The organism is Thiomicrorhabdus hydrogeniphila (assembly GCF_054656895.1).
The window spans coordinates 245,923-272,336 of sequence record NZ_BAAHXL010000001.1 but is presented as its reverse complement, the minus strand read 5'-3'; the positions used below and the strand labels follow the sequence as shown (position 1 = coordinate 272,336).

Genomic DNA, 26,414 nt, shown 5'->3' with positions numbered 1-26,414 from the left:
TGAATTAAAATCTCATTTTTAACATGTAACGCAGAATTAAAATCCCGGCTGCAATCATAATTAACGAAAATATAAAAAGTTTAAAACCAAGAGGGTCGTACAAGAAAAAGTTCATTGAATCTTTATCAAAAACGTATTTATACAAAATATAAAGGATAGGAGCTCCGCCAATAAACCAAGCTGTAAAACGTGATTCTGCCGTTAACGTTTTAAGTTTTGCTTGAAAGTTATCCCGACGACGCATTAACCTTGAAAGTTCAGCCAAAATAGACGCAAGCTGCCCACCTGTTTCACGCTGAATGATTAATGTAATAACAAAATATTGGGCTTCTGGTAGGGCCACTCTGCGTTGAAACTCTCTTAAAATATCACGCATGCTTATTCCTAATACCAGCTGTTTATTAACCTCTTTCATCTCTTCAGCTAAGGCACCATTCATATCTTCGCCAATTGCACCAATCGCGCCATCAATTCCGTAGCCTGAATGCAGTGAACGAACAATTGAATCGAGCATTTCTGGAAACTGCTTACGAAGCTCTGTTTGGCGTTGACGAATTTTAATAAACAGATAAACGGCTGGAAACAGTGGCAATAACACGCTTGAAATAATATGTTTATCTGTAAGGGTATTAAATTGAGTGGATAAGACAAAGGCACTAAGAAACAGCATAAATGCCTGAATAACCATTAATAATATTATGTGTCGTTTATTTGAGATCCCTGCTTTTTTAAACAGCCCTGTTAACCATATAAACCAATTTTTATCTTTATTTAACATCAGTTGATTTGTTAACGTTTTGGCTTTTTCAGACTGCATGCCGACTCTTAACATCAATAACTTTATTTGCTGTTGCTTTTGACGTTGTTGTTGAGCTGAAAGCGTAAAACTAACCAATAAAATCGGAAAAATAATCGCTAATGCGACAATCACAAAACCTAAATCCATTAAAAAACATCCTGTGAAAAGCTAAATAAATCATTTGGAAGTGTGTAACCCACTGACTCGCATTTTTTATTACACGCTGGGCGTAACCCAGTGGCTTTAAATTGGCCACGCATGCTACCAGTAACTTTGTCGTATTTATTTTCAAACACAAAAATTTCTTGTAACACCACATTTTCTTCTTCAATACCTACCACTTCTGTTACCGACTCAACACGACGTTTACCGTCTTTACCGCGGTTAACATAAATAATTAAATCAATTGCACTGGCAATTTGTTTACGAATAGATGCGGCGGGGATATCAACACCACTAAGGTTAATCATTAGTTCAAGACGAGCGATACTATCTCGTGGGTTGTTAGCATGCAGCGTTGCTAAAGAGCCATCATGGCCTGTATTCATGGCTTGCAACATATCAAGCACTTCACCTCCACGAACCTCACCCAAAACAATTCGGTCTGGGCGCATACGGAGAGCATTTTTAAGTAATTCACGTTGCGTAACTTCCCCCACTCCCTCGGCGTTAGGAGGACGAGTTTCTAAACGAACAACGTGGGTTTGCTGCATACGTAATTCAGCACTATCTTCAATCGTAACCGTACGTTCATTTTCTGGAATTAAACCCGAAAGCATATTTAAAGTAGTGGTTTTACCCGAACCCGTTCCACCACAAACCAACATGTTTAAGCCCGCTTTAACCGCATAATCTAAAAAGGTAAACATTTGTTCTGTCATAGAACCAAACGAGATAAGGTCTTGCGGTCGTAAATGCTTTTCAGGGAAACGACGAATAGAGACACTAATACCATCAACCGCCAATGGTGGAATAATGATATTTATACGTGAACCATCGGGTAAACGGGCATCAACCAAAGGTGAAGACTCATCAACACGTCGTCCTGTGGCATAAAGCATACGATCGACTTTATTTCGCAGATGCTCTTCACTGATAAATCGAACATCAGATAGCTCAAGCTGGCCGCTACGTTCAACGTAAATTTGGTTATAACCATTTATCAAAATATCTGAAATGCTAGGATCAGTTAATAAAGGCTCAATAGGACCTAAACCATAAATTTCGTCTAATAGTTCAATCCCTAATTGACGAACTTCTATTTCAGAAAGCGGGTAGCCTAAATCAGCGGCATGCTCTCTAACTAATTCTTCTAGGCGAGGACGTAATTCTTGACGAGTTTCTTTACTGTCAGCTTGATAAAAGGCCTCATCTTCTGCGGCCTTTTTTTGACATCGTTTTTTAATTTCTAGCAACGTAGGATTTTGAGCTAGATTAGATTCAGATAAACCGCGCTTTATACTCACCTGGCCTTTACTTACATCACCTGTCTGCGGGGTTGATTCGCGGTGATTTTCGGCCTGCTTTAAACGATCTTGCAGTCTCATTTAAGACACCACCATTTTGTCGTTTAAAACCTTTATACCTTTTTCTGAGTTTTGCTCCACTCGCGTGGATTTATTCTCTTTATTAAATATTTTACTAAACCAACTTTTCGTAAAATATACACCTTCTGTTTGCTCATCAATTTGTTGAGAAACACTACCGTTATGCAACATATTAGCGATATTGTGTAACTGTTTATTAACCACTGAATCCGGGTTATAGTCTTTAAGTAAAACGCCTTCTTTTAATGATTCATTAAAATCGACATAGGCGTTATTCACTTTAATAAGGTTATCAACATCAAATGAATGAATCACTTCATTTAACATTGCATCATCATCTCTAGAGCTTCGATTTATGATTAATTTAATTGACTCTTTGACATAACCCAATTTTTGCGTGAGTTGCAAAGTAGAATTCACCGCTCTAAGCGAAGAAAGAGATGGTTCTGAAACTAACACAATATTATCAGACTCATCCAAACAGCTTATCGTCATGTCTGATAAATCACTGGCACAATCAATAATTACATGGTCGTAATAAACCCTTAAAGATTGAATAATGGTTTTGATAACATTGCCATTTAAGTTTTCGAGCTCAGTTACATCGGTAGGTAAAGAAAGAATATATAAACCGGATTCATGCTGGCTAAGAGATTTATATATTAAGTTTTCGTCAAATCGATTTAAGTTATAAACAAAATCCGTTAACGAATACAGACGTTGACCTTCCATATTAAGATATAAAACGGTATCACCCAATGGCATATTTAAATCAACTAATACCGTTCTACCCTCGGTCATATCATTTAAATGTGAAGCCAAATTGGTGGCTATTGCTGTACAGCCAACCCCTCCTTTTAAACTAAATAACGAAGAAACATTACCGTTTTTACCTAATCGTCTTCTATCTTGCATATGCAAAATAGAAAGAATATGTAACACTTCATTAGGACACTCTATAAACCCTTGCACACCTTGATGCGAGGCCTCAATAATAAAATCGGCATCTTTATTCTTCAGTAAAACATAAAGAGGCACGCCTTTTGCCAAAGTCAAAATCTGATTAATTTTTGCCAAGGTTGCAACTGAATCATCGCTATACTCAAGAAAAACCAAATCAATTTCTTCAGGCCATATATGAGGAATATCGTCCATAGATTGAAGGCCATATTTAGACTTAATAGAATCTCTCACTGCCTCCATTAAGTCTTTATCACAACCAAAATACAGAACCTGCTTAAGTGCAATCTCACTTGTAGATAACTTAGTCATTATGGAGTCTCCAAGCCAATTTTGACGGAGGTTTCAGGCAAAACACTCTCACCTTCGGGAAGAAGTTTTGCAATTTTTCCATGCCAAAAACCGTTAAACGCACTAGGACGATCCATGTTTTCTCCTGGCAAAATGACTTTTTTATTTTTTTCAATCGGTGTAACAAAAGTTGGTGTGACTAAAATAGCCAGCTCTGATTGATCTTTTTCATAACTCGTTGATCTAAATAAAGTACCAATAATAGGAATGTCTGACAAAAACGGCACTTTGGAAACAGAACTGGAAAGGTTATCTTGAATCAAACCACCAATAACAAAACTCTGCCCCGCTTTCATCGTAATGGTTGTATTCGTTTTTCGAGAACGGAAGCCTGGCACCACAATATTTCCAGATTGATAGCCAGCACTTGAATCAATATTGCTAACTTCAGGGGCAACAGTCATCTGTATATCTCCCGATTCAGTAATAATAGGACTGAAACGTAAACGAACACCAAACTCCTTATACTCAACGGTAATGGTATTTTGATCCTGAGCAACAGGAATAGGCACTTCACCCCCCACTAAAAAGGAAGCTGTCTCACCCGATTGCACAATTAATTCTGGTTTAGCTAAAACGCGTGCTAAGTTTTTACCTTCTAAAATAGATAACACCCCAAACAGGTCACTGCCTGTTGGATTAATACCAATCTGAAAGCCGTCAGGGTGTGGAAAAGCCATACTTGAGGTCGTACCTGCTGCAACGTTTTCAACATTTAATAAAAAGCTTGCGGTTGAACCTAAGTTTCCAGGTGGAAAAAGTCCAAAACGATCTCTTTTGTCTCTTGTAGCAAAACCACTTCTAAATGGATTGCCTTTTACGACTTCTGCAACGCGAACAGATAACTTTATTTGCTGTGGCCCAGTTACGTTAATCATATTAACCACACTTAACCCCAAAGCTGAAATAACCGATTGAATGCGTTTTTTCTGTGCTTTATTAGGCACATTACCACTCAATAAAACCATATAGTTTCCAGCTAAAGGCTGTGCATCTAACTGCCCTGCATTTGTTGCAGTTTGCAAGACCTCTTTGTCTTTTCGTTTAGCCTGTTTTATAGAGCTATCGCCATCAATTTGATTACCAATCTCATCAACTTGTCTGCGCACAGATCCTTCAGAGTTAATCCAGATATTTTTTAGATCAAACTTTACGGTTCCTTCTGGATTTAAATTCGCTAATAAACCTTTTAAAGTTTGTTCAATCTCATCTCGACGAGATTGGTCTGGTGAGACATTTAAGACAATTTTATGGTCAGTATTTGGCGTGTCACGATAAGTCACAATTAACTGGGTACGCCCCGCTTCTTTACCAGTGATTAATAGTTCTTTATTACTCAACACCTTTACAGTGGCAAGGTCTGGGTTAGCAACCAAAGCACGTTTTAATGCTTTATCAAATTTTATAATTTGGCTATCGCTTTCAAACAATTTATACATTTTCGCAACATCAGCAACAGCATTCATTGAACAAAAACTTAAGGTGAATCCAACACTACTTATAAGCGCTGGCGTTAACCATTTAGATAAATATTTCATCGTGTAAGAACCTCTTGAACTTTGTCACCTTGCATAATTTGTATGACATCACGTTGTTGTTTTGGTTTGTATTTTGGTGCTCTTTGCTTTTCACGTTCCATCACTTGTATATTCACACCATCTGTTTTTACCAGTGCCACATCTGCTGGGCCACGTAATGCAAGATGAACCGCTCCCACATTCATTGCTAAAGCCAATTTTTCGGCCTGCTGAGTATCTACATTCAGAGCAACCATTGAGGCTTTTACAAAAGCTTCACCTTCTTTATTTTTTTCAGATTCTTGGCGCTGCTCTTTTTTTAACTGACCCATACGATTGGTCTGACCAATAGAAAGTACTTCTATATTCTGCAAAATAGTACGGCTAATCATGCGTTTTCCATCGGCACTTTCAAACACGCTAATCACATCCACATGATCACTTGGGTTTAGCATACCCAATAGTCCACTTTCGGCAGATACAGGAATTCGCATTGCACGCTTACCTGTTTCTAAGAGTGATTCAATACGACCACCATCGTCATCTTTTAAACCAAATTTTTGTTCAATCAACCATTCGCCTGCATAGATATGCTGTTTAGCAATATGGCCAACAATCTTATTGGGATCAGTAACGACTCCTGAAGTAATCACTCCTTCTGTAGGCACATTCAGCACTTTAATATCGTCAATATTGATTTTTTCACCACGATATAAGTCACGATTAGCAACAACAACAGAACGTAATTCTGGTTTTTCAACTACGGTTATTGTTTTAACCTCGGCGTGACTTTGTGCTTCTGATACACGGTTTTCTACATAACCATATACCAAGCTCACTGCTAACAAAGATGAGAGCAGAGCAACACCATACAGAATCAAATCACTGCGTTGAATTTTCATAAAAATCTCTTAAAAATTGGGGCGATAATAATAGTAATAAGCCTTCTAAGACTCGCAACTATCTTTAACACTGATTACTGTATCGACATTAATCGGTAATAATATTGAAAACATATTGGGGAGAACTAAGGTATTGGCAGTTCCCGAAAAGTTTACGACATAGACATCAAAACCTGAGACAACACTCTTAGTGATTTTAGTTACACCTGGGTCAGAACCCGTAAAAGTAATATGCTGTGAAGCAAGCGCAGTTTTGACAATGTTATTGATTGAACTATTTACACCCGTAGGTAACTCAACCTTGTCATCTGAGCCGCAGGTTGCATACTTTATGGACGGATCCAATGCTTGGCCAGCTTCTAAATTACTGACCGTTGAAATCTCACTTAAAATAGTGGAATGCACATCCGTTAATACATCATTTACGGCAAAACTATTCATTGCATAACCAATAACTTCTACAGTTAATAAAACCACCGCAAGCATGACTGGTAAAACATAAGCCGTCTCAAGCATGACGGCTCCCTTTTGTTTATGCAATTTGTGCTTAGACACTATATAACCTTAAGATTATTCAGCAGAGGTTGGAATTGAACCTTCAACAAATGTCTTAATCTTAGTGCCAACAGATCCACCATCTGTACCACCAAACAAAACACCCGCAATAATAGCGATACCAGCAACAACTAGAGCGTATTCGATCATGGTTGCGCCTTTCTGTTTTTTCTGGTTCTTAGCTTGTAACATCTGGGTAACTTTTGCTTTATCTAACATGTCTCTTCCTCGTTTAAATCATTTATTAATTTTATTAGTAGATCCTTATAAGATCTTGGTGGCTATTTAAAATCATCACTTTTACTAATTCAATATATTTATAGCGAAACATAAACAAAACTTCTGATTAGTTCATAAGTATTTCTTCTGACCTATTTATAAACCAAAAAAACCTTTATAACCCATTGTTATTTAAAGAAAAATTATTTTAAACCCCTCATCAGCCTGGTTAATTACAGTAATTTCTAATATTAGAATTTGCTGTAATTAATACCCTTATAAGCTGAAAATTTTGAACTAAACCTAAAAAAATAACACCAAAATGAAATAGATTTAGATAGTAAAATCGAATTTAAGGAACAATTTGACGAGGGATTTTGAATAGTTTTAGATTGTTTTTTTAGCGGAAAGATTAAGAATAATCTGCAATTTTTGATATTTTTATTTTAGAAAAGACAAGGGTAATCGATTGTTAATGTAAAACTCTAGTGGCCGAAAGCGATTTATGAAAAAAGGTAGTTTTACATATTTTTTTATTTAAGTCATACACTTAAAAAAGTCATTAAGAAAGATTGGCTATTTGCCTGTTATGTATTTTAGAAAGAAACACAACACCGAAAATAGCGCCTAAAAGCGCATAACCCATATCAGATTGAGTATCCCATACATAACCTTGAGTGCCTAAAAAAGCTTCGGCAGCTTCTTGTGATGTGATTGCCACCCACCATTCTATGAGTTCATAAAACGCACTGAAGGCTAAGGCAAGACTAATACTTAATATGTTTACCCAAGTTTTACCATTCACAATGTGTTTACGTATTAGAATTTCTCTTGCCAATATCACAGGAATAAGGCCTTGCGCAAAGTGACCAACTTTATCGTAATTGTTTCGACTCCAATCAAAGCTGTATTTTAAGGTATCAAAAAAAGGTACCTCGGCGTATGTGTAATGCCCGCCAATCATAAGAATAAAACAGTGAATCAAAATCAGAATATAAAGCAATTTGGTTAATGGAAAACGGTTGCGAGTTGAAACGATTAATACAAATCCAATTAAGGCGGGCACAACTTCTAAAAACCAAATAACCCCATCTTTGGGTTGAATGGCTGACCAAATTAACACCGCAAAAAAACTCACTAACCACAAAATTTGATTTTGATTAACCTGTTTAAGCATACGTTTTCCTTTAGCGCCCAGTTAGCATGACTTTATCACACGATATTAAAAGACAAATTGATGGTTTGATTTTCATTTTACCAGGCCTGGTAAATTCAAAACAAACGTATAAAACATTTGTTTTATTGTTTATGCGTTAGCTCTTTTACGTTATTTCTTTTTCTTTATGAGACCTTTGCACGGGACAGGGGCACAAGAAAAGCAAGATAAAAGATTATAGCTGTTTTTATGTGTTCATGGTCTCGTGCAAAGGTCTCTTTATACATAAAAAAATCCCATTACGGGATTTAATTATTTACAGCTAAAACTTTTCTTAAAGAGACCTATGCAATCACCGTTAACTCGTGCGTAATAGCCTCCTGAAGTTCCGTGGCAGCAACAGGTACAGACCAAGCTTGCCCTTGAGCCATAGAACACCCCATAGCACGATATTGTTGTGCTTGCTCATTGCTTTCTACACCAGTAACAATGACACATAAGTCTAAACTTTTAGCCATTTGAACCAAAGCTTGAACCCATTTTTGACCTTTATCTGTTTTCATACTGCTTTGTAACCAGTCACGATCTAATTTAAGTTCTTGCAGATTTAATTGCGCTAGCATTCCTAAATCAAGCGGTACTTTTCCGACTTCGCTTAATGTAATCTGATAACCAGCCGCACTGAGTGTATTTAATATTTCATGCAATTCTGGTGTTTCATTAAGAGTTTGAATGGAAAACTCTAATTGCACTTGCGAGGCTTGTACGCCATAAAAAGCAAAACGTTCATTAAGCACTGTTACTAAATCTTGTTGTTGCCATAATGCATCTACCACAGGTACCGATACAATCATGGCATCATTAAATTGCTGCCACTGTTTTAAATAAAACAGCCCAGAATCCATTAACCAAGCTCCTACGGTATAGGCGGCTTTAGAATCATTGAGTATATCCATCCAACTGGGTAAGTAGGGAGTATCAAGCTGTTTTTGATTCCATTTAGCGGTAATACTCGCGCCGACAATAGAGCCTGAAACTAAATCGATTTGTGGCTCAAATAAAGTTTCAATTTGCCCTTGCTCAACCGCATCTTGCAAAAAATCAATTAATTCGTGTCGTGGTGAAACAGCTTTGTCGGTAATTTGATCGTAAAAAAAGTAGGTTTTACGACCATTTTGTTTTGATACATATAATGCTTGGTCAGCATGCTCTAGAAGCTCAGTTGAGGTTTTTCCATCAAGTGGAAAACGTGAAATACCAATACTGGTAGAAATCTCAACATCATCACCATTAATCCAATAAGGACGGCTGACTTCTTTAATAATACGATCACAGACACACTGTATTAACTCTTTATCAGCAACATCAGCTAGCAAAACAACAAACTCATCACCACCAATACGGCTTACAATATCGCCTTCTCGCAAAGCAGACATTAAACGCGCACTAACATTACGTAATAACTCATCACCCGCTTGGTGACCTAACCTATCGTTTACCGCTTTAAAACCGTCTAAATCTAAAAATAGCACACCAAAATCAGTTTCTGCTTCTTTAGCTTTAACCACCAATTGTTCTAATGTTGTATGAAAATATGCTCGGTTTGGTAAATGGGTTAAAGCATCATAATTTGCTTGACGAAACAATTCACGAGTACGCATTTGCACTTGTTTTTCAACCATTTCAGCTATTTCGCTAGAGATGTCACCCGTATGCGAAAAGCGATCTTGCAGCGCACGCATCATTTTTTTAACACTAAAACCACTAACCTCTTCATGACGTTCAATTGTTTTTTGTGTGCGACTACGCTCAGATTGCAAAAAACGCTCTACTTCTAAAGAAGTGGCTTCTTCTGTTTTTGCTGGGCTACTTATCTCTAACATGGTGTTTAACCTCGTGTTCCGTTGAGCGATACTGCGTTTTAAAAATACCGTATAATGCACATTGTTTAAAACGACCGCTTAGCGGTAGTCACTTTTTTATTCATTTAAAAATGAAAAAGTAATTTTATTTTCTAAAGTTTCTTAAACTGCGGCCGATACATTTGGCCTTGATTTTCTTAAATACCATTAAGCAAAGGAGATGCCATGTTGAGCATTGGTACACCATTTTCTTCTACTGCCGTACGCGTTTTATTATGTGGAGCGGGTGAGCTAGGCAAAGAAGTCGCCATTGAACTACAACGTTTTGGTGTAGAAGTCATTGCCGTAGACCGTTACCCAAACGCCCCTGCCATGCAGGTTGCAGACCGTAGTCACGTAGTGGATATGCTTGACGGCAATGCTTTAAGAAAAGTAATAGAACTTGAAAAACCACACATGGTTGTGCCCGAGATTGAAGCGATTGCCACCGATACTTTAGCGGCTATGGAACAAGAGGGTGTCAAAATAATACCAACGGCTCGCGCCACACAATTGACAATGAACCGTGAAGGTATTCGCCGCTTAGCAGCAGAAGAATTAAACATCCCAACTTCACCCTATGAGTTCTGTGACACACTTGAAGATTTTACCGATTCAGTAAACCGAATTGGCATGCCTTGTGTGGTAAAGCCCATTATGAGCTCATCGGGTAAAGGTCAAAGTGTGATTAAGACGACCAAAGACATTCAAACCGCCTGGGATTACGCTCAAGAAGGTGGAAGAGCCGGCAAAGGCCGAGTGATTGTTGAAGGGTTTGTGGACTTTGATTATGAAATCACCTTATTAACCGTACGTCACGAAAACGGCATTAGCTTTTGCGAACCCATTGGCCACCATCAAGAAGATGGCGACTATCGTCAATCTTGGCAACCGGCGGCAATGAGTGCCGCTGCTTTAGCATTATCAAAAGAAATTGCTGAAAAAGTCGCCAATAACCTATGTGGCAAAACTGGCCGGGGCTTATTTGGCGTAGAACTGTTTATTAAAGGCGATAACGTCTATTTTAGCGAAGTCTCACCGCGCCCACATGACACAGGTTTAGTCACATTAATGTCGCAAGACTTATCTGAATTTGCCTTACATGCTCGCGCTATTTTAGGATTGCCGATTCCAAACATTACTCAGCATGGATTTTGCGCTTCTAGCGTAATATTGCCAACAGGCACATCAACAAAAACGGCTTTTTCAAATTTAGAAGAAGCCTTGGCAGACAAGGACACTCAAATTCGTTTATTTGGTAAACCCGATATTAACGGGCGCAGAAGAATGGGCGTTGCCATTGCCAGAGCCGACAGCATTGAACTTGCCATTCAAAAAGCCAATAAGGCAGCAAATGCCGTTAAAGTGTCGTTTTAAGGTAAACAAACTTTTTATTAACGGGGTTTATAATTCTTTTTTATAAACCCTTTTGACCATGTCTCATTCACTCATAACAGCCTTAACAGTTAACAATAGCCTAGTGTTTATTCGTCATTATTAAGCAAATCTTACTGTTATTCTTTTCTCTATTTTTTGACACTTTATCTTTTTACCAGGCCTGGTAAATTCTTTTTTTACACCGGCAACCCGCTTAAACCTAATTAAAAATATATTATTTACATATTAATCAGTACATAAAAACAAACCTAATTAACCTATATTTATCAATTGGTTAATTAACAATATCATCAATATTACTCACATCAAACTCCAGTAAAAAACCATTCTATTTTCTTTTTGGCATACCTAATGCTGTACGACAGATATAGCAAAAACTTGAGTAAAAAATTCAAGACTTGCCACACAAACACAAGACAAAAGCGAATACCGCTAAACACACTAGGGGAATCACATGACTTTAAATAATAATACGGCGGCTGAAGTAAAAGCGCCTATTTTAGAAGAGTACCGCAGAAACCAGGACGTTGAAAAATCACTGGCAGAAAACCCACGCAAAACAATTTTATTACTTTTACAAGGTGCCGTAGATAAAGGCAACCTGGCAAAAGTTTGCCACCAAAGCCAAGCGTTAGTCGAAAAAGGCTTTCACTTAGGTCGCATGACCACAATCTTAGATGCATTGCGTGACCGTTTAAGCTTTACTGCTGAAACGCCATTAGCTTATGATTTAGAAGAACTATATCGCTATGCTGACCAAAGTATTCAAGAATCAGTTTATGAAAAAGACACTTTTTACTTAGACAGCGCAATTGAAATACTCACCGAATTACGCGATGCCTGGCTAGAGATGATGCAACAAACGGGTCAACTACCAGAAAACGCATAATCTATTGATATAACCTTTAAAATTGATTTTACCAGGCCTGGTAAAATCATCTTAATTTTGAATCTGGCTTGTTTTAACTTGAATCTGCGTTGTTATAGACAGGCCTTTCAAATCAATACTGCAGTGCAAAATTGACTTCCTCCCCGCCCTAAAGGACGAGGATTCCTAACTGGCGTTATGCCGTTAAGAGCAGGTTTGTATTGCTACTGCCTACTGGTTCCTGCTTCATAGTCGAGGCCAATGCCTCAACTCCACAGGCTAATAAGCGATGTCCTCGCTCAAGTACATTCAAAGCACCCACCAAGTCGGCATTGGCTTTAAATCCACATTCTGTACACTCAAAAGCACTTTGGCTTTTGCGGTTGTCACAACTAACATGTTGACAGCTAGGGCAGGTTTGGGAGGTGTATTGAGGGTTTACCCTCAACACATCTCCACCTGACCAGGCCTGTTTATACTCCAAAAACGAAACGAACATTCCCCATCCTTGGTCAAGGATGGATTTGTTTAGACCGGACTTCGCTTTTACATTTTTACCAGGCCTGGTCATGTCGCCTTTCGCTGACTTAGACATGTTTCTTACCTTTAAACCTTCAACGACAATCATTGCGTGGTTTTTGCTGATTTGGGTTGAGGTTTTGTGTAAGAAGTCTAAACGAGCATTGGTGATACGCTCATGCAGTCGTGTAATGATTTGTTTCTGCTTTTTCCAGTTAGCAGAGAAACGGACTTTTTTAGACAGCTTGCGCTGTTCAAAAGCCAGTTTCTTTGACAACTTACGAAAACTGTTTAAAGGTTCTACATATGAGCCGTCTGACAAGGTCGCAAAACGGGTAATGCCCATGTCCAAACCAGCCATTGACGTTGACTCATGACGCTTTATATCAGTCTCGTACTCGGTTTGAATCGACACATACCAATGCTTTCCCTTGCGAGAAATAGTCATGTTTTTAACATCGCCGATAACTTGTCGAGAGTTTCGGTATTTCACCCAGCCAATTTTCGGAAGAAAAACCTTATTACAGGTCTGGTCAACTTTTACGCCTTGAGGATAACGAAAAGAGTCTGAACCACCTTTGCGCTTAAACTTAGGAATACGCTTTAAAGGCTGCTTTTTATCAAAGCCGTCTTTAAACGCTTTCTCAAGGTTTTTAAGGGTTTGCTGTAAAGGCTGAGAATGGCACTGTTTTAGAAAGCCATATTCTTCCGAAGATTTCCAAAATTTTAGCCAGAACGCTAATTCGTTATACCAAAGCATCGACTGTTTATTCTCAAGTCGAAAAAGATTCATGGCCAAAGCTTTATTCCAGACAAAGCGATTCATCCCGGCAAACTCAACCATCTTCTGTGTTTGGTCAGAACGTGGATTAAGTCGGAATTTAAAAGCTTTGCGAATCGTTTGTTTCATATAAATACTGTAACATAATTCAAAATGAACTGCTATACAAAGAAGAAACAGGCTTCGCCTGTGCGCTTATATCCCCGCCCTGAAGGACGGGGTTTTACGCACTAACGGATAAAAAAACTGAACTGTAACGTGTTTGGTTTTTTATTTAAATAGTTTGTTTACACGCATCACCCATTTATTTAATCCAATAATCCTTCATTATCTTGTTCATACTCTTAAATAAATACAATTATTTTTACAAAGCCGTTAAATAACTAACTTATTGTTTTTATTAATTTTTATTCTTTTTATTAAATTAAACATGCTTAGACAGTTGAAAGAGTGTGAAACCATTTAGCACTCTCTTGCAATGAGTGCTAAAAATAGAGTATATTAACGATATTAAAAAGTATTTATGGAGGGATATGTTATGTCACAGACAATTACAACTTACCCAAAAGCAATGCAGAATTTACCTGCTGCTGAGGCCATTGCCCACCAATTGGCGCCTGGCCAAAACTTAGAAAGCTATATGCACACAATTAAAAGCGTGCATCAGTTAAGTGCGGCCGAAGAAAAAGCGCTTGCCGAAAAACTTTACTATAATGAAGACGTTGAAGCGGCTCGCCAGCTTATTTTGTCGTCTTTGCGTTATGTTGTGCCCGTTGCACGCTCTTATAATGGTTACGGTTTGCCATTGGGTGATATTATTCAAGAAGGTAATATTGGCCTAATGAAAGCGGTAAAACGTTTTAACCCAGAAGAAAACGTACGTTTAATGACGTTTGCTGTGCATTGGATTCGTGCTGAAATTAATGAATACGTAATTAAAAACTGGCGTATTGTTAAAACCGCTACCACTAAAGCACAACGTAAATTGTTTTTTAAATTACGCAGTACCAAAAAATCACTTGAATGGTTTGGTGATAAAGATGCTGATTCAGTAGCCGAAGAATTAGGCGTTACTCGTAAAGACGTTCTAGAAATGGAAACCCGACTTTACGGTAAAGACTTATCGGTTGATTTACAGATGGACGACGATAATGAAAATACGACGTTTCCTGTTTTAATTAGCCAAGAAGCCGACCCTGAAACGGCTTTGGTTCAACAAAACCACGCAGAATATGAATTGGCACGTATGCAACAAGCTTTATCAAGCTTAGACGATCGTAGCCGCGATATTTTGCAAAAACGCTGGTTAACGGACGATAAAGTCGGTTTAAAAGAGCTATCTGCAGAATATGGTGTTTCTATGGAACGTATTCGCCAGGTAGAGCAACAAGCGTTAAATAAACTAAAAAATCTACTCGTCGCGTAGACTTAACGATACCAACCCAATAAGTTTAAGGCTGTTACACAACTTGCCCTTATCCTTATTGCGAGGCAACTACCAGGCCTGTTAGAATTTCTAGCAGGCCTTTTTCATTCTTGGAGCTTAAATGCCCTACCCAATTCGTGAGCAAATCGAAAACGATTCTGACTTTAAAGTTTCTCTGACTAAATTATACTGGATAAGCTTTATTATGACGCTTATTGCCGGTTATATTAACAGCGCAATGTTAATAGAATTTGGTATACCCGTAAGCCAAATGACAGGCGTAAGCTCTCGCATTAGTGATGCCGTAATTGATGTAGATTGGGTTGAACTACTGAAAAACCTTATGATTTTATTTGGATTTTTTGCTGGCGCAATTTTATCAGGCCTGCTTGTAGGTCAGTCAAAATACAAAACTACACCCAATTATGGCTATGCACTTCTTATAAATAGTGTGCTTCTCACTTTTGCCGCTATGTTAAGTTTTGTACAATCAGAAATCTCTATATTACTAGCCGCCATTGCTTGCGGCCTGCAAAATGCCCTAGTTGCCAGCTACCGTGGTTTGCAAATTAGAACCACACACGTAACAGGCACCGTAACCGATTTAGGTGTACATGTTGCCCACAAAATCAAAAATAAAACGCCTTGGTCTTGGCAAGGTAATGTATTAATTATTCTGTTTCTAGGCTTTTTAATTGGCGGTATTATCGGCATATTCGCCTATCGTCTGTTTCCAAATTGGTCGCTTATTTTTCCTGCGGGGATTAGCTTACTGTTGGGCTACCTTTATCTGCAAAAACTTAAACACCTTACAGTACAAAACTAACGCTCCATTTTTACCATACATAAATTATACAAAACCTATACAAAAACTACTCAGCATCTATACAAAACTTCTTTGATGTATTCCTCTGTATTGTTTAGAATGAGTTAACTAAACTTATTCGGACATAAGCAATGATTTCTAAAGAAGATTTAATTACCCAATCACCACAACTCTTATCAGGCGACATTGAAAGCAAACGCCAAGAAATAAAATCTTACTTTAACCTAACTTATGATGCCTATGAAGCGCTGTTTTTAACTTTAAAATCAGACGATGCTTTTTACGAACGACCTTGTTCACTGCGCCACCCTTTAATTTTTTACTTTGGTCACACGGCCACCTTTTTTACCAATAAATTGATGTTGGCCAAACTCTTCCCTGAGCGCATTAACCCAAAAATTGAATCCATGTGCGCCATAGGGGTGGATGAAATGTCTTGGGATGACTTGGATGAAACCTTTTACGATTGGCCAAGTGCAAATGATGTTCGGGCTTATCGTAATCAAGTTCGCCAAGCGGTTAATACCTTAATTGATACGATTGAATTTACCTTCCCTATTGACTGGCAAAGCCCCATGTGGCCAATTTTAATGGGAATAGAGCATGAACGCATTCATCTTGAAACCTCATCGGTGTTAATTCGCCAATTACCAATTGATTCTGTTCAATCTCACGATCTATTTCCAATATGTGATCGTTTTGATGATGCGCCACAAAACACACTTTGCGAGGTACCAGCGGGCGAAGTCAAAATTAATCACCATGACCCTGCTCCCGTATACGGATGGGACAATGAATACGGCCAACATCAGGCTAAAGTCTCAGCTTTTAAAGCCGCATCTTTTTTAGTAACCAACCAAGAGTATTTAACGTTTGTAGAAGACGGCGGTTATGACAAAGCCGAATATTGGGATAACGAAGGTAATCAATGGCGTACTTTTAGCCCGGTTAAACATCCAACGTTTTGGGTTAAAAAAGACCAAGCCTGGTATTTACGCTGTATGACAGAAGAAATTGCCATGCCATGGAATTGGCCTGTGGAAGTAAATCAGCTTGAAGCACACGCTTTTTGCCAATGGAAAGCACAACAAACAGGCCTGCCAATTCGTTTACCGAGTGAAGATGAATACTTGCGCTTAAGGGAACATAGTCGGGCTTTAGATTACAAACATCAAGCTAATTTCAATTTACAAAAATGCGCCTCATCAACCCCAGTAGATGAAAATAAAACGGGCGATTTTTATGATGTTTTAGGCAATGTATGGCAATGGACACAAACACCTATTTACCCTTATGAGGGCTTTAAAGTTCACCCTATTTATGATGACTTTACCATGCCGACTTTTGACAATAAACATAACTTATTTACAGGTGGTAGCTGGATATCAACGGGTAATGAAATTAATGGCTACTCACGTTATGCTTTCCGTCGCCACTTCTTTCAACATGCTGGGTTTCGATATATAGAATCAGAAGCGCAAGTACAAACTGAATTTTCAACCTATGAAACCGATCAATCCGTTTCTCAGTATTGTGAATTTCACTATGGTGACGAATATTTTGGCGTACATAACTTTGCCAAAGCCTATGCCGATATTGCGATTAAAACCATACAGAAAGACCAATGCTTTGCCCATAAAGCAAACTTAAGCGTACTTGAAGTTGGTTGCTCGGTTGGTAGAGCCAGTTTTGAACTCGCCAAACACTTTACAGAAGTAACAGGCCTAGATTTTTCGGCGCGTTTTATACAAGTTGCCAACCAACTTAAAGAATCTGGCAGTGTGCGCTATACCATCCCTCAAGAGGGAGAAATTATGGACTTTAAATCACAAAACTTAGCCGATTTACAACTTGATGCTGTGGCTAAACGCTGTACGTTTATGCAACAAGATGCCACAAATTTAAAACCAAGATTTAGCGATTACGATATGGTCATTGCCATTAATTTAATTGACCGACTTTACGAACCCACTAAATTTTTAAGTATGATTCATGAACGAATAAATCGCCAAGGCTACTTAATTATTGGTTCGCCTTATACTTGGTTAGAAGAATTTACCGAAAAATCTCGCTGGTTAGGTGGTTATAAAGACGACAAATCAGGTGAAAATGTCACCACCTTAGAAGGTTTGCATAATGTTTTAGACCAACACTTTACCCGTGTTGCTGAACCCTTTGATGTGCCATTTGTGATTAGAGAAACAAAACGAAAATATCAACATTCACTCTCTGAATTCACAATATGGAAAAAAATTACATAAATAAGGACTCAATAATGGTAAGCTATGACGATTCAACAAAACCCAATCTGTTGGTTACCGACAAAGCACCTGAAACAGAATCTATTGAGAACTTAGCAAAGATGTTTAACTTTAATCAATCCATTTCAAGGATTGGCACCCACGCCGAAAAATACGAGCTACGCCAAGCCTTATTTGGCACAAACGACGTTATCCCCATGTGGGTGGCAGACATGGATTTGCCAACCCCACCATTTGTAATGAACGCCCTTAAATCACGTTTAAACCATGCAATATTGGGCTACACCTTAACGCCAGAAGCCGTGTACCAATCGATTATTCACTGGCAAGCACAAAACAATTACACAGTACAAAAATCACAAATTGTATTTACTCATAATGTCGCTAACGGCTTTTTTATGGCCGTTTCCGCTTTTACCAGGCCTGGTGATTCTGTTTTGGTACAACCACCAGTCTACCCACCCTTTTTAAAAGCACCAGAAATCAATGACCGAAAACTTGTAGAAGCACCTCTTGCTTTAGTTGACGGTCGTTACCAAATTGACTTTGAGACTTTTGAAAAAGCCATTGTGGATAACTCTGTAAAACTTTTCTTATTCTGCAATCCACAAAATCCATCTGGACGTGTTTGGCTAAAATCAGAAGTGGAACAGTTGGCCAATATTTGCTTAAAACATAACGTTATTATTGTTTCAGATGAAATTCATTCTGATATGGTCTATGCACCTCATAAACATATCCCTATGGCCTCTCTATCTGATGACGTTGCCAATATCACCATTACCCTAAGCTCGCCAGGAAAAACGTTTAATTTAGGCGGTTTGCAAATTGGTTACGCCATTATTGCCAACCCACAACTAAAAGCTGACTATGTAAAAATATGCCAACAAAATGCCATTGATAGCGTAAACCTGTTTGGTCAAATAGCCATGGCTGCCGCTTATACAGACCAAGGTAAAGAGTGGCGAGATGAACTGCTTAATCACTTTACCCAAAATATAGATTTGCTTGAGAATTTTTTAGCGAAAGAACTTCCACAAGTCAAACTAATGCGACCAGAAGCATCGTATTTAGTATGGTTAGATTTTAGAGAAATGTTTACTGAGCAAGCAAAACTTAAAGAATGGTTAGTGACCAAAGCCAAGCTTGGCTTAAATGACGGTGAAAGTTTTGGCGGACAAAGTAAAGCAGGTACAGGCTTTATGCGCATTAACCTTGCTGTGCCAAAACCGACTTTGGATAAAGCTTTACAACAACTTAGACAAGCGCGTTACTCACTGCCTGCTTAATGAAAATAATCGCACGTAGAAGTGGGGGGTTGTGTTCATACCCTCAAATCTCCTGTTTTAAACTAACTAAGCGCGGTATTATTAATCTTTAATAAACCAACCCCACCTAACTCATTGACTCTAGAAATTCAAGACACAAAAAAGCCCGCATAAAACGGGCTAATTTTTAAATATGGTACAGCCACGAGGACTCGAACCCCGAACAGCCCCTTAGGAGGGGGCAGTTATATCCAGTTTAACTATGGCCGCAAAAATTTGCGCCTATTTTAACAGGTTTAGCAAATAATATTAACGACGAATTATCGTTCTAAAGATCTCTTTATTTGTATTATTGATAAGCTTTGATTTTAATTTTACCAGGCCTGGTAAAATTCATATTTTGGTCACAATAATTATTAGTTGATATGCTATTGTGAATTTATATTTCACCTGCCAATAGTTAACGATTTCAAAAGGATTCTTATGATTTACAACCCGTTAGGCCATTCTAATATACAAGTAAGCCGTATATGTTTAGGAACCATGACTTGGGGCGAGCAAAATACGCAAACTGAAGCCTTTGAACAGATGGATTATGCCTTAGAGAATGGCGTTAACTTTTGGGACACCGCAGAGCTGTATGCCGTACCGCCAACAGCAGAAACTTATGGCGCAACTGAAACGATTATTGGTAATTGGTTAGCCAAAACAGGTAAGCGTGATCAAATCGTTTTAACCTCTAAAATTGCTGGGTCAAGTAGTTTTACACAACATATTCGTGGTGGCCTAAGTCGTTTCAATCGTCAGCAAATTCATGAAGCTCTTGAAGGTTCTTTAAAACGCCTAGGTACCGACTATTTAGACTTATATCAACTGCATTGGCCTGAACGTCAAACCAATTTTTTTGGTGTTTTAGGTTTTGATGCACCTGAGACTGACACCCCTGATATGACGGACTTTGAAGAAACATTAGAAGTATTAACTGAATTGGTTAAAGCGGGCAAAATTAGGCACATAGGTTTATCAAACGAAACAGCTTGGGGCACAATGAAGTTTTTGCAGCTCGCCGAACAAAAAGGCTTAGAAAAAATTGTTACGGTTCAAAATCCCTATAGTTTATTAAATAGAAGTTTTGAGGTAGGTTTGTCTGAAGTAGCGTACCAAGAACAGATTGGTTTATTGGCTTATTCACCTTTAGGATTTGGCGTTTTATCAGGAAAGTATTTAAATGATGCAAGACCAGAAGGGGCTAGAGTAACGCTGTTTCCGCATTATGATCGTTACTTAAATCAAAGTGCTATTAAAGCAACTGAAGCCTATGCCTCTTTAGCAAAAGAGAATAATCTCACGCCTACACAACTGGCATTAGCCTTTGTAAACAGCCGTTCATTTGTAACCGCCAATATCATTGGCGCTACAAATATGAGTCAACTAAAAGAGAATATTGATTCTATCAATATTACGCTTGATGCAGAAACGCTTCATCAAATAGAGCAAATTCATGCTCTTTATACAATTCCATCACCTTAACAATTGGCTACTTTAGGAATTTACTTTGATTAATCTATTTTGGTTGATCAAGAGCACCAAGACGAGCGGTACTATAATCGCCCGTACTGGTGTCTAGAGTATAAATATTAAAGTTAGTATCTATATCAAACTCAGGCAACCGAGTTGCGTAATTGGTTGAAATACTGCCCTCGGGTGAATGCACGCGGTGAAAGACATGCTCTGGCCAACCTAAAATGGCCGCACCATCGTAAATCTTTTGGCTATTGTGGTAAACCGCTTCTGGCGTTACTTCAAAGTTTTCTACCTGGCCGTGTTTTACCGAATAAAGTTGAACCAAACGTCGTCCTTGATGCACAACCAATTTATCTTCTTGATCAGTATGCATATACCAATACCAGGTGTCATCACCAGCAATTAACGGGCTTTTACCACCTGGCTCATGCATCACTAAATCAATGCCCGATAAATCATCGGCAACACCTTCAATAGAAAAGAATGAAACATTTGGCGTATTTCTTAACGTTTTTAAAGGAAGAATAAAACATAAGCCATCAATATAATGACTTTTACTACCAGCTTCTAGCGCGAGCATTTGAACCTCAATACATATACATTTTTAGAGACTTTTACACGAGAGAGATACGTGGAAAAATGCAAAAAACTGGCCTAATTGCTGCGAAGTCAATTGCTAATAGCTGGCTATTAGCAATTGATTCAACAAACGTAGAACTTGGCGAAGAGCCGAGAAAAACCAGATGAATTTTAGCCATTTTTAACCATGCATTGACTCGTGCAAAGGTCTCTTTTAATAACAAAAACCCTGAAAATATTTTTTCAAGGGTCATACAGCATCGCCTTTGACGCAAATAATTTAACATTTAATCGCTATGGGCAGACAAACGATTGTCATCCCCATATTACAATTTATTTAAGAAGTCGATTTTACAGAGTATTTAACACTTAATAGGTGCTCAGAATACACGGGGACATTAACAACGTTATCTAAAACATTACCGCTCTCTACACACGCAAATTCTAACCAGGCCTGGTCATCTATGTCTGCAAAACCTTTAACAATTTCAGGACCTGGATTCCATACAACACTGGATTGTGAATTACGTTTTTCAATCTTAATTTCACGAGAATTATCACTGTCTAAAATCGTAACATCTCCCGCTTGATTTAAATAAACCGAATCTTTAGCCGGGTTTAATACCAGAATGTCTTTTTGAATTTCTGCTGGCGCATTGTCAGCTAACTTATTTAAATGCGTACTGTTTTCTAAACCTTTAATGGCCAAACCAACTGGATTGCCAACGGCAAAATAAGTGTGCAAGGCTTCTGTTATTTCAAAGGCTTCATCACTTAGGTTTACTGTAGTCAGTGTTAAGGTTAAGCTGCTGTTAATTTGTACACAAAGTTTAAGTTCAAATTCATGAGGCCATATTTTTAAAGTGTCTTCATTGGATTTACACACCAATAAAACGCGTGTTTCACCGTCTTCTAGCTGTGCCACCTTGTCTACTTGCCACACCATATTTCTAACAAAACCATGTGCAGGCAAACCTGGAGTGGTCGCTGCGCCAAACCATGGCCAGCAAACAGGAATACCGCCTCTTACAGGCTTAGAGCCATCATAAATAGCCGTACTACTTACCCATAGAACATCACGCTCACCATGTGGTATAAAACTTAAAACCGTTGCTCCATAGGTAGTAATGGTTGCCTTAGCAAATTGGTTTTCGATATGAATCAATTCAACCCCTTCACGAGTCGTAAAGGTTACGCCTTCTACATCAAATTGCTTTGCATATTTACTTGTCATCTTTACACTCCATGAAAACGGTTTACTTAATTGTAAGCTCTAAATTTAACGCCATTCGGTTAATGTTTGCTCTAATAAAGCCTGAGGATAATCGCCTGTTACATACGCTTTACCAATGGTTTTAAGCAATACTAATCGAACAGTACCCGCCTGTACTTTTTTATCGCCAGCCATTAAACCTAAATATTTTTCATTACTCATTTCAGTAACAGACGGTGGTACTACTGGTAGCTTGGCACGTTCAAAAAGTGCTTTTATACGATCTTCATCAACTTGCGACAGATTGCCTAATAATTTAGACATATATACGGCCTGCATAGACCCTGCGCTAACGCCCTCGCCATGCAACCAATTGCCATAACCCATACCTGCTTCAATGGCATGACCAAACGTATGGCCTAAGTTAAATAAGGCACGTAAGCCAGCCTCTTTTTCATCTTTAGCGACAATATCCGCTTTATCTTGGCAAGAGCGTTCAATGGCATAAGACAAGGCTTCTGGCTCTCTATTAAGCAGTTTTTCAAGATTGTTTTCTAACCATTCAAAAAACTCTGGATCTTGAATTAAACCGTACTTAATCACTTCTGCCAGGCCTGCAGAAAGTTGACGATCTTCTAAAGTATTAAGTGTTTCGGTATCAATCACCACACATTCAGGCTGGTGAAATGCGCCAATCATGTTTTTACCTAAAGGATGGTTTACGCCTGTTTTACCGCCAACAGAAGAGTCTACTTGAGATAATAAAGTTGTCGGCATTTGAATAAAGTTTACGCCACGCTGAAAAGCGGCTGCAGCAAACCCTGTCATATCGCCAATAACACCTCCGCCCAAAGCAATTAGCGTGCAGCTACGGTCAAAACGGTCACCGATTAACTTATCAAATACCAAATTAAGCGTTTCTAAATTTTTATATTCTTCGCCATCAGGCAAAACAACCGATTGAACATTAAAGTCAGCAAATGTTTTTTTACAGGCCTCTAAATAGAGTGGTGCTACCGTTGTATTGGTAACAATTAAAACTTGTTGGCCTTTTACAAAAGGCTTAACCAGTTCGGCATTGCCCATTAACCCTTGACCAATAAAAATAGGATAACTTCTATCCCCTAATTCAACCTTTAATGTTTTCACGATATATCTCTTACTTTATTTTCTTCATCATAGACAATCTAAACAATTTGTTCAGATTCTAAACAATCAATAATTTGTTTTACCACTCGGTGTACAGGTACTTGCTGAGTTTCAATAACCAAATCGGCCATTTCTAAATACCACGGTTCACGGCGTTTCATTAAATCACGTAATACTTGAGCGGGGTTTTTGGTTTGTAATAATGGGCGATTGCGATCATGCTTGGTTCGCTGAATTAACGATTCAACAGGCGATTTTAAATAGACAACAAAACCACGAGAACGTAAATGCTGACGATTTACTTCTGTTTCAACAACACCACCACCTGTCGCTAACACAACCTCATCACGTGCAGACAATTCATCAACCACGGCGGCTTCGCGTAATCTAAAACCGTGCTCACCTTCGATATCAAAAATCATCGGAATTGTTGCGCCTGTTCGGGCTTCAATCTCATGATCGCTGTCTACAAAACGGTAATGCAGTTTTTCTGCCAATAACTTACCTACTGTAGACTTTCCAGCCCCCATAGGGCCGACTAAAAATATACTTTCTTTATGCATACAATCATTATAAATAGATTTCAAAAATTTACCGTGACTTATACACGCTAATCGCATAAAAATTTATATTTTTTACTTTCTTCTTGGTTTTAGAGCCACTAACAAAGCGTGGCAAGGCTTACCTTAATATTTTAGTAACCCTTTTATTTAAAAAATAAATAAAATACAAGCATAGAATAGACAGCCCAAAGCAATTTAATTCTCTGTTAAAATACGCGACTACTTCATATTTATAAATACCGGAGAAGTTCTTATGAGCGGTTTACTGTATATTGTTTCAGCCCCTTCAGGTGCTGGCAAAACATCTCTTGTTAGCAAATTAATTGAACAAGATAGCCGCATTGTGGTTTCTGTTTCAACCACTACACGTGACAAACGTCCTGGCGAAGAAGACGGTGTAAACTACCATTTTTCAACCGTTGAAGAGTTTAACGAAAAAATTGCACAAGGCGATTTTTTAGAACATGCAAAAGTGTTTGATAACTTCTATGGCACATCAAAAAGTTCTGTTGAAACCCAATTAGAAGCACGCAGAGATGTCATTTTAGAAATTGATTGGCAAGGCGCTCAACAAGTTAGAAAACTCATGCCAGATGCGATTTCAATCTTTATCTTGCCACCATCACGTGAAGAGCTACGCAAACGTTTAACTAATCGCGGAACAGATAGCGCGGAAATTATTGAACGCCGCATGCAAGACGCGGTAAGTGAAATGTCGCATTATGCTGAATTTGACTACATTGTGATAAACAATAACTTTGAAATTGCTTTAAACAAACTACAAAGTATTTTTACCGCTAATCGCTTGCGAAATGATAAACAAATTGCGTTACATAAAAACATGATTTCCGCTTTACTTGAAACAGAATAAAAAACACATTCAGCCAGCTTAATTAACTATATTTAAACGTTTTACCCATTTTTAGGAGTATGTAATGCCAGGTTTTGAGATTTTTGATGAATCCGAAAAACAACAAGTCAATGAAGTCATGGACAAAGGGTTTACCTTTCGTTACAACTTTGACGGTATGCGAAATGACGTTTGGAAAGCGCGTGAATTAGAAGGCATGATTTGTGAAACCATTAAGGTTAAACATGCTCATTTAGTTTCAAGTGGTACAACGGCCTTAACAACGGCTTTAGCGGCTGCGGGCATTGGTGCTGGCGACGAGGTCATTGTGCCGCCTTTTACTTTTGTTGCCAGTATTGAAGCCATTGTTTTAGCCGGTGCTGTGCCTATTTTTGCTGAAATTGATGAAACCTTAACCCTTTCTGCCGAAGGCATTGAAGCGGTAATTACCCCAAAAACTAAAGCGGTTAACTTTGTACACATGTGCGGTTATGGTGGGCACATGGATAAAATTAAAGCACTGTGTGATAAACACAACTTAGTGCTTCTAGAAGATGCTTGCCAAGCGACTGGCGCAACCTATAAAGGTCAAGCACTTGGCACCATTGGTCAAGTAGGTACTTATTCATTTGATTCTGTAAAAACCATCTCTTGTGGAGAAGGCGGAGCCGTTTTAACCAATGATGACACTATCTATAACAACGCACACATGCTCTCTGATCACGGCCATGACCATATTGGTATGGACCGTGGTGCAGAAAGCCACCCTATTATGGGAAGCAACTTCCGAATTTCTGAAATGAATGCGGCGGTAGGCGTTGCGCAATGGAAAAAACTAGACCGTATCTTAGATATCCAACGCCGTAACAAAAAAGCATTAAAAGACGCTCTTAAACAATATCCAGAAGTTGATTTTCGAGTTATTACCGATGAATCAGGCGATAACGCAGGCTTTTTAAGCATTATTATGCCCACAGAAGAACGCGCAAAAGAAGTTGTGGCAGCACTGGGTGAACAAAAAGTACCCGCTGTATTTTATTGGTATGCCAATAACTGGCACTATCTTAAAAACTGGAAACACATTCATGAAATGAAAAGTTCAGCCAAATTGCCAATTGATTTAATTGCCGATCGTCCAGATTACACGCAAGTAAAAACGCCAAAATCTGATGATATTATGAGCCGTACAATTTCTATGTTAATTCAATTATCCTGGACAGAGGAAGACATTCAGTTCAGAATTAACGCATTCTCAAACGTATTTAAAAAATAAGTTAGCTTT

At 38.4% G+C, this 26,414-nt stretch carries 24 protein-coding genes and 1 tRNA gene; 9 read left to right on the top strand and 16 right to left on the bottom strand.

Annotated elements, in window-relative coordinates; all coding sequences use genetic code 11:
* Window positions 1-4 precede the first annotated feature (4 nt).
* The 9 genes from ACYQ0E_RS01140 to ACYQ0E_RS01100 all read right to left on the bottom strand — a co-directional run bounded on the left by ACYQ0E_RS01140 (window position 5) and on the right by ACYQ0E_RS01100 (window position 9,889).
* Window positions 5-946: a type II secretion system F family protein gene (locus ACYQ0E_RS01140; protein ID WP_460186427.1), complete on the bottom strand. Its 942-nt coding sequence runs from the start codon at window positions 944-946 to the stop codon at window positions 5-7.
* Window positions 946-2,346, bottom strand: coding sequence for a TadA family conjugal transfer-associated ATPase (locus ACYQ0E_RS01135; protein ID WP_460186426.1), 1,401 nt, complete (start codon window positions 2,344-2,346; stop codon window positions 946-948). Before ACYQ0E_RS01135 ends, ACYQ0E_RS01140 begins: the two co-directional genes overlap by 1 nt.
* Window positions 2,347-3,618 carry a CpaE/TadZ family protein gene (locus ACYQ0E_RS01130; RefSeq protein ID WP_460186425.1) on the bottom strand — a complete coding sequence of 424 codons (1,272 nt, stop codon included), beginning with the start codon at window positions 3,616-3,618 and terminating at the stop codon, window positions 2,347-2,349.
* Window positions 3,618-5,195: a type II and III secretion system protein family protein gene (locus ACYQ0E_RS01125; protein ID WP_460186424.1), complete on the bottom strand. Its 1,578-nt coding sequence runs from the start codon at window positions 5,193-5,195 to the stop codon at window positions 3,618-3,620. Before ACYQ0E_RS01125 ends, ACYQ0E_RS01130 begins: the two co-directional genes overlap by 1 nt.
* Window positions 5,192-6,076 carry a Flp pilus assembly protein CpaB gene (gene cpaB, locus ACYQ0E_RS01120; protein WP_460186423.1) on the bottom strand — a complete coding sequence of 295 codons (885 nt, stop codon included), beginning with the start codon at window positions 6,074-6,076 and terminating at the stop codon, window positions 5,192-5,194. Before cpaB ends, ACYQ0E_RS01125 begins: the two co-directional genes overlap by 4 nt.
* A gap of 45 nt (window positions 6,077-6,121) precedes the next feature.
* Window positions 6,122-6,631, bottom strand: coding sequence for a TadE family protein (locus tag ACYQ0E_RS01115; protein WP_460186422.1), 510 nt, complete (start codon window positions 6,629-6,631; stop codon window positions 6,122-6,124).
* 15 nt (window positions 6,632-6,646) lie between these two features.
* Window positions 6,647-6,850 (bottom strand): Flp family type IVb pilin, encoded by a 204-nt coding sequence (locus ACYQ0E_RS01110; RefSeq protein WP_460186421.1) that lies wholly within the window; start codon window positions 6,848-6,850, stop codon window positions 6,647-6,649.
* Between the two features lie 562 nt (window positions 6,851-7,412).
* Complete coding sequence (locus tag ACYQ0E_RS01105) at window positions 7,413-8,027, bottom strand: DUF2238 domain-containing protein (RefSeq protein WP_460186420.1); 615 nt, start codon at window positions 8,025-8,027, stop codon at window positions 7,413-7,415.
* Window positions 8,028-8,350: 323 nt separating this feature from the next.
* Window positions 8,351-9,889, bottom strand: coding sequence for a putative bifunctional diguanylate cyclase/phosphodiesterase (locus tag ACYQ0E_RS01100; RefSeq protein ID WP_460186419.1), 1,539 nt, complete (start codon window positions 9,887-9,889; stop codon window positions 8,351-8,353).
* Between the two features lie 204 nt (window positions 9,890-10,093).
* On the opposite strand from ACYQ0E_RS01100, the gene purT reads away from it, so the two are divergent.
* Both purT and ACYQ0E_RS01090 read left to right on the top strand, forming a co-directional pair.
* A complete protein-coding gene (gene purT, locus ACYQ0E_RS01095; protein ID WP_460186418.1) occupies window positions 10,094-11,284 on the top strand; it encodes a formate-dependent phosphoribosylglycinamide formyltransferase in 1,191 nt (396 codons plus the stop codon).
* A gap of 475 nt (window positions 11,285-11,759) precedes the next feature.
* Complete coding sequence (locus ACYQ0E_RS01090) at window positions 11,760-12,194, top strand: flagellar export chaperone FliS (protein ID WP_460186417.1); 435 nt, start codon at window positions 11,760-11,762, stop codon at window positions 12,192-12,194.
* A 175-nt stretch (window positions 12,195-12,369) separates the two neighbouring features.
* Here the strand turns inward: ACYQ0E_RS01090 and ACYQ0E_RS01085 are convergent, their stop codons facing one another.
* Window positions 12,370-13,602 (bottom strand): RNA-guided endonuclease InsQ/TnpB family protein, encoded by a 1,233-nt coding sequence (locus tag ACYQ0E_RS01085; protein WP_460186416.1) that lies wholly within the window; start codon window positions 13,600-13,602, stop codon window positions 12,370-12,372.
* A gap of 442 nt (window positions 13,603-14,044) precedes the next feature.
* On the opposite strand from ACYQ0E_RS01085, the gene rpoH reads away from it, so the two are divergent.
* The 4 genes from rpoH to ACYQ0E_RS01065 all read left to right on the top strand — a co-directional run bounded on the left by rpoH (window position 14,045) and on the right by ACYQ0E_RS01065 (window position 19,275).
* Window positions 14,045-14,899: an RNA polymerase sigma factor RpoH gene (gene rpoH, locus ACYQ0E_RS01080; RefSeq protein WP_460188685.1), complete on the top strand. Its 855-nt coding sequence runs from the start codon at window positions 14,045-14,047 to the stop codon at window positions 14,897-14,899.
* Between the two features lie 121 nt (window positions 14,900-15,020).
* Window positions 15,021-15,725, top strand: coding sequence for a YoaK family protein (locus tag ACYQ0E_RS01075; RefSeq protein WP_460186415.1), 705 nt, complete (start codon window positions 15,021-15,023; stop codon window positions 15,723-15,725).
* A gap of 131 nt (window positions 15,726-15,856) precedes the next feature.
* The gene (ovoA, locus tag ACYQ0E_RS01070; RefSeq protein WP_460186414.1) at window positions 15,857-17,986 is read left to right on the top strand and encodes a 5-histidylcysteine sulfoxide synthase; all 2,130 of its coding nucleotides are present in this window, start codon (window positions 15,857-15,859) and stop codon (window positions 17,984-17,986) included.
* Between the two features lie 14 nt (window positions 17,987-18,000).
* Complete coding sequence (locus ACYQ0E_RS01065; RefSeq protein ID WP_460186413.1) at window positions 18,001-19,275, top strand: PatB family C-S lyase; 1,275 nt, start codon at window positions 18,001-18,003, stop codon at window positions 19,273-19,275.
* A gap of 173 nt (window positions 19,276-19,448) precedes the next feature.
* On the opposite strand, the gene ACYQ0E_RS01060 is transcribed toward ACYQ0E_RS01065, so the two are convergent.
* Window positions 19,449-19,524, bottom strand: a tRNA-Arg gene (locus ACYQ0E_RS01060).
* 213 nt (window positions 19,525-19,737) lie between these two features.
* On the opposite strand from ACYQ0E_RS01060, the gene ACYQ0E_RS01055 reads away from it, so the two are divergent.
* Entirely contained in the window at window positions 19,738-20,784 is a 1,047-nt protein-coding gene (locus tag ACYQ0E_RS01055; protein WP_460186412.1) for an NADP(H)-dependent aldo-keto reductase, read from the top strand.
* 34 nt (window positions 20,785-20,818) lie between these two features.
* Here ACYQ0E_RS01055 and ACYQ0E_RS01050 read toward each other — a convergent pair whose 3' ends face one another.
* The 5 genes from ACYQ0E_RS01050 to aroK all read right to left on the bottom strand — a co-directional run bounded on the left by ACYQ0E_RS01050 (window position 20,819) and on the right by aroK (window position 24,306).
* Window positions 20,819-21,358, bottom strand: coding sequence for a hypothetical protein (locus ACYQ0E_RS01050; protein ID WP_460186411.1), 540 nt, complete (start codon window positions 21,356-21,358; stop codon window positions 20,819-20,821).
* Window positions 21,359-21,392: 34 nt separating this feature from the next.
* Window positions 21,393-21,611, bottom strand: coding sequence for a hypothetical protein (locus ACYQ0E_RS01045; protein ID WP_460186410.1), 219 nt, complete (start codon window positions 21,609-21,611; stop codon window positions 21,393-21,395).
* 83 nt (window positions 21,612-21,694) lie between these two features.
* Window positions 21,695-22,591, bottom strand: a complete 897-nt coding sequence (locus ACYQ0E_RS01040) for a D-hexose-6-phosphate mutarotase (protein ID WP_460186409.1) — start codon at window positions 22,589-22,591, stop codon at window positions 21,695-21,697.
* 45 nt (window positions 22,592-22,636) lie between these two features.
* Window positions 22,637-23,719, bottom strand: coding sequence for a 3-dehydroquinate synthase (aroB, locus tag ACYQ0E_RS01035; protein WP_460186408.1), 1,083 nt, complete (start codon window positions 23,717-23,719; stop codon window positions 22,637-22,639).
* 38 nt (window positions 23,720-23,757) lie between these two features.
* Window positions 23,758-24,306: a shikimate kinase AroK gene (aroK, locus tag ACYQ0E_RS01030; RefSeq protein ID WP_460186407.1), complete on the bottom strand. Its 549-nt coding sequence runs from the start codon at window positions 24,304-24,306 to the stop codon at window positions 23,758-23,760.
* A gap of 229 nt (window positions 24,307-24,535) precedes the next feature.
* On the opposite strand from aroK, the gene gmk reads away from it, so the two are divergent.
* Together gmk and ACYQ0E_RS01020 are read left to right on the top strand one after the other, a co-directional pair.
* The gene (gene gmk, locus ACYQ0E_RS01025) at window positions 24,536-25,153 is read left to right on the top strand and encodes a guanylate kinase (RefSeq protein WP_460186406.1); all 618 of its coding nucleotides are present in this window, start codon (window positions 24,536-24,538) and stop codon (window positions 25,151-25,153) included.
* 64 nt (window positions 25,154-25,217) lie between these two features.
* Window positions 25,218-26,405: a DegT/DnrJ/EryC1/StrS family aminotransferase gene (locus tag ACYQ0E_RS01020; RefSeq protein WP_460186405.1), complete on the top strand. Its 1,188-nt coding sequence runs from the start codon at window positions 25,218-25,220 to the stop codon at window positions 26,403-26,405.
* Window positions 26,406-26,414 lie beyond the last annotated feature (9 nt).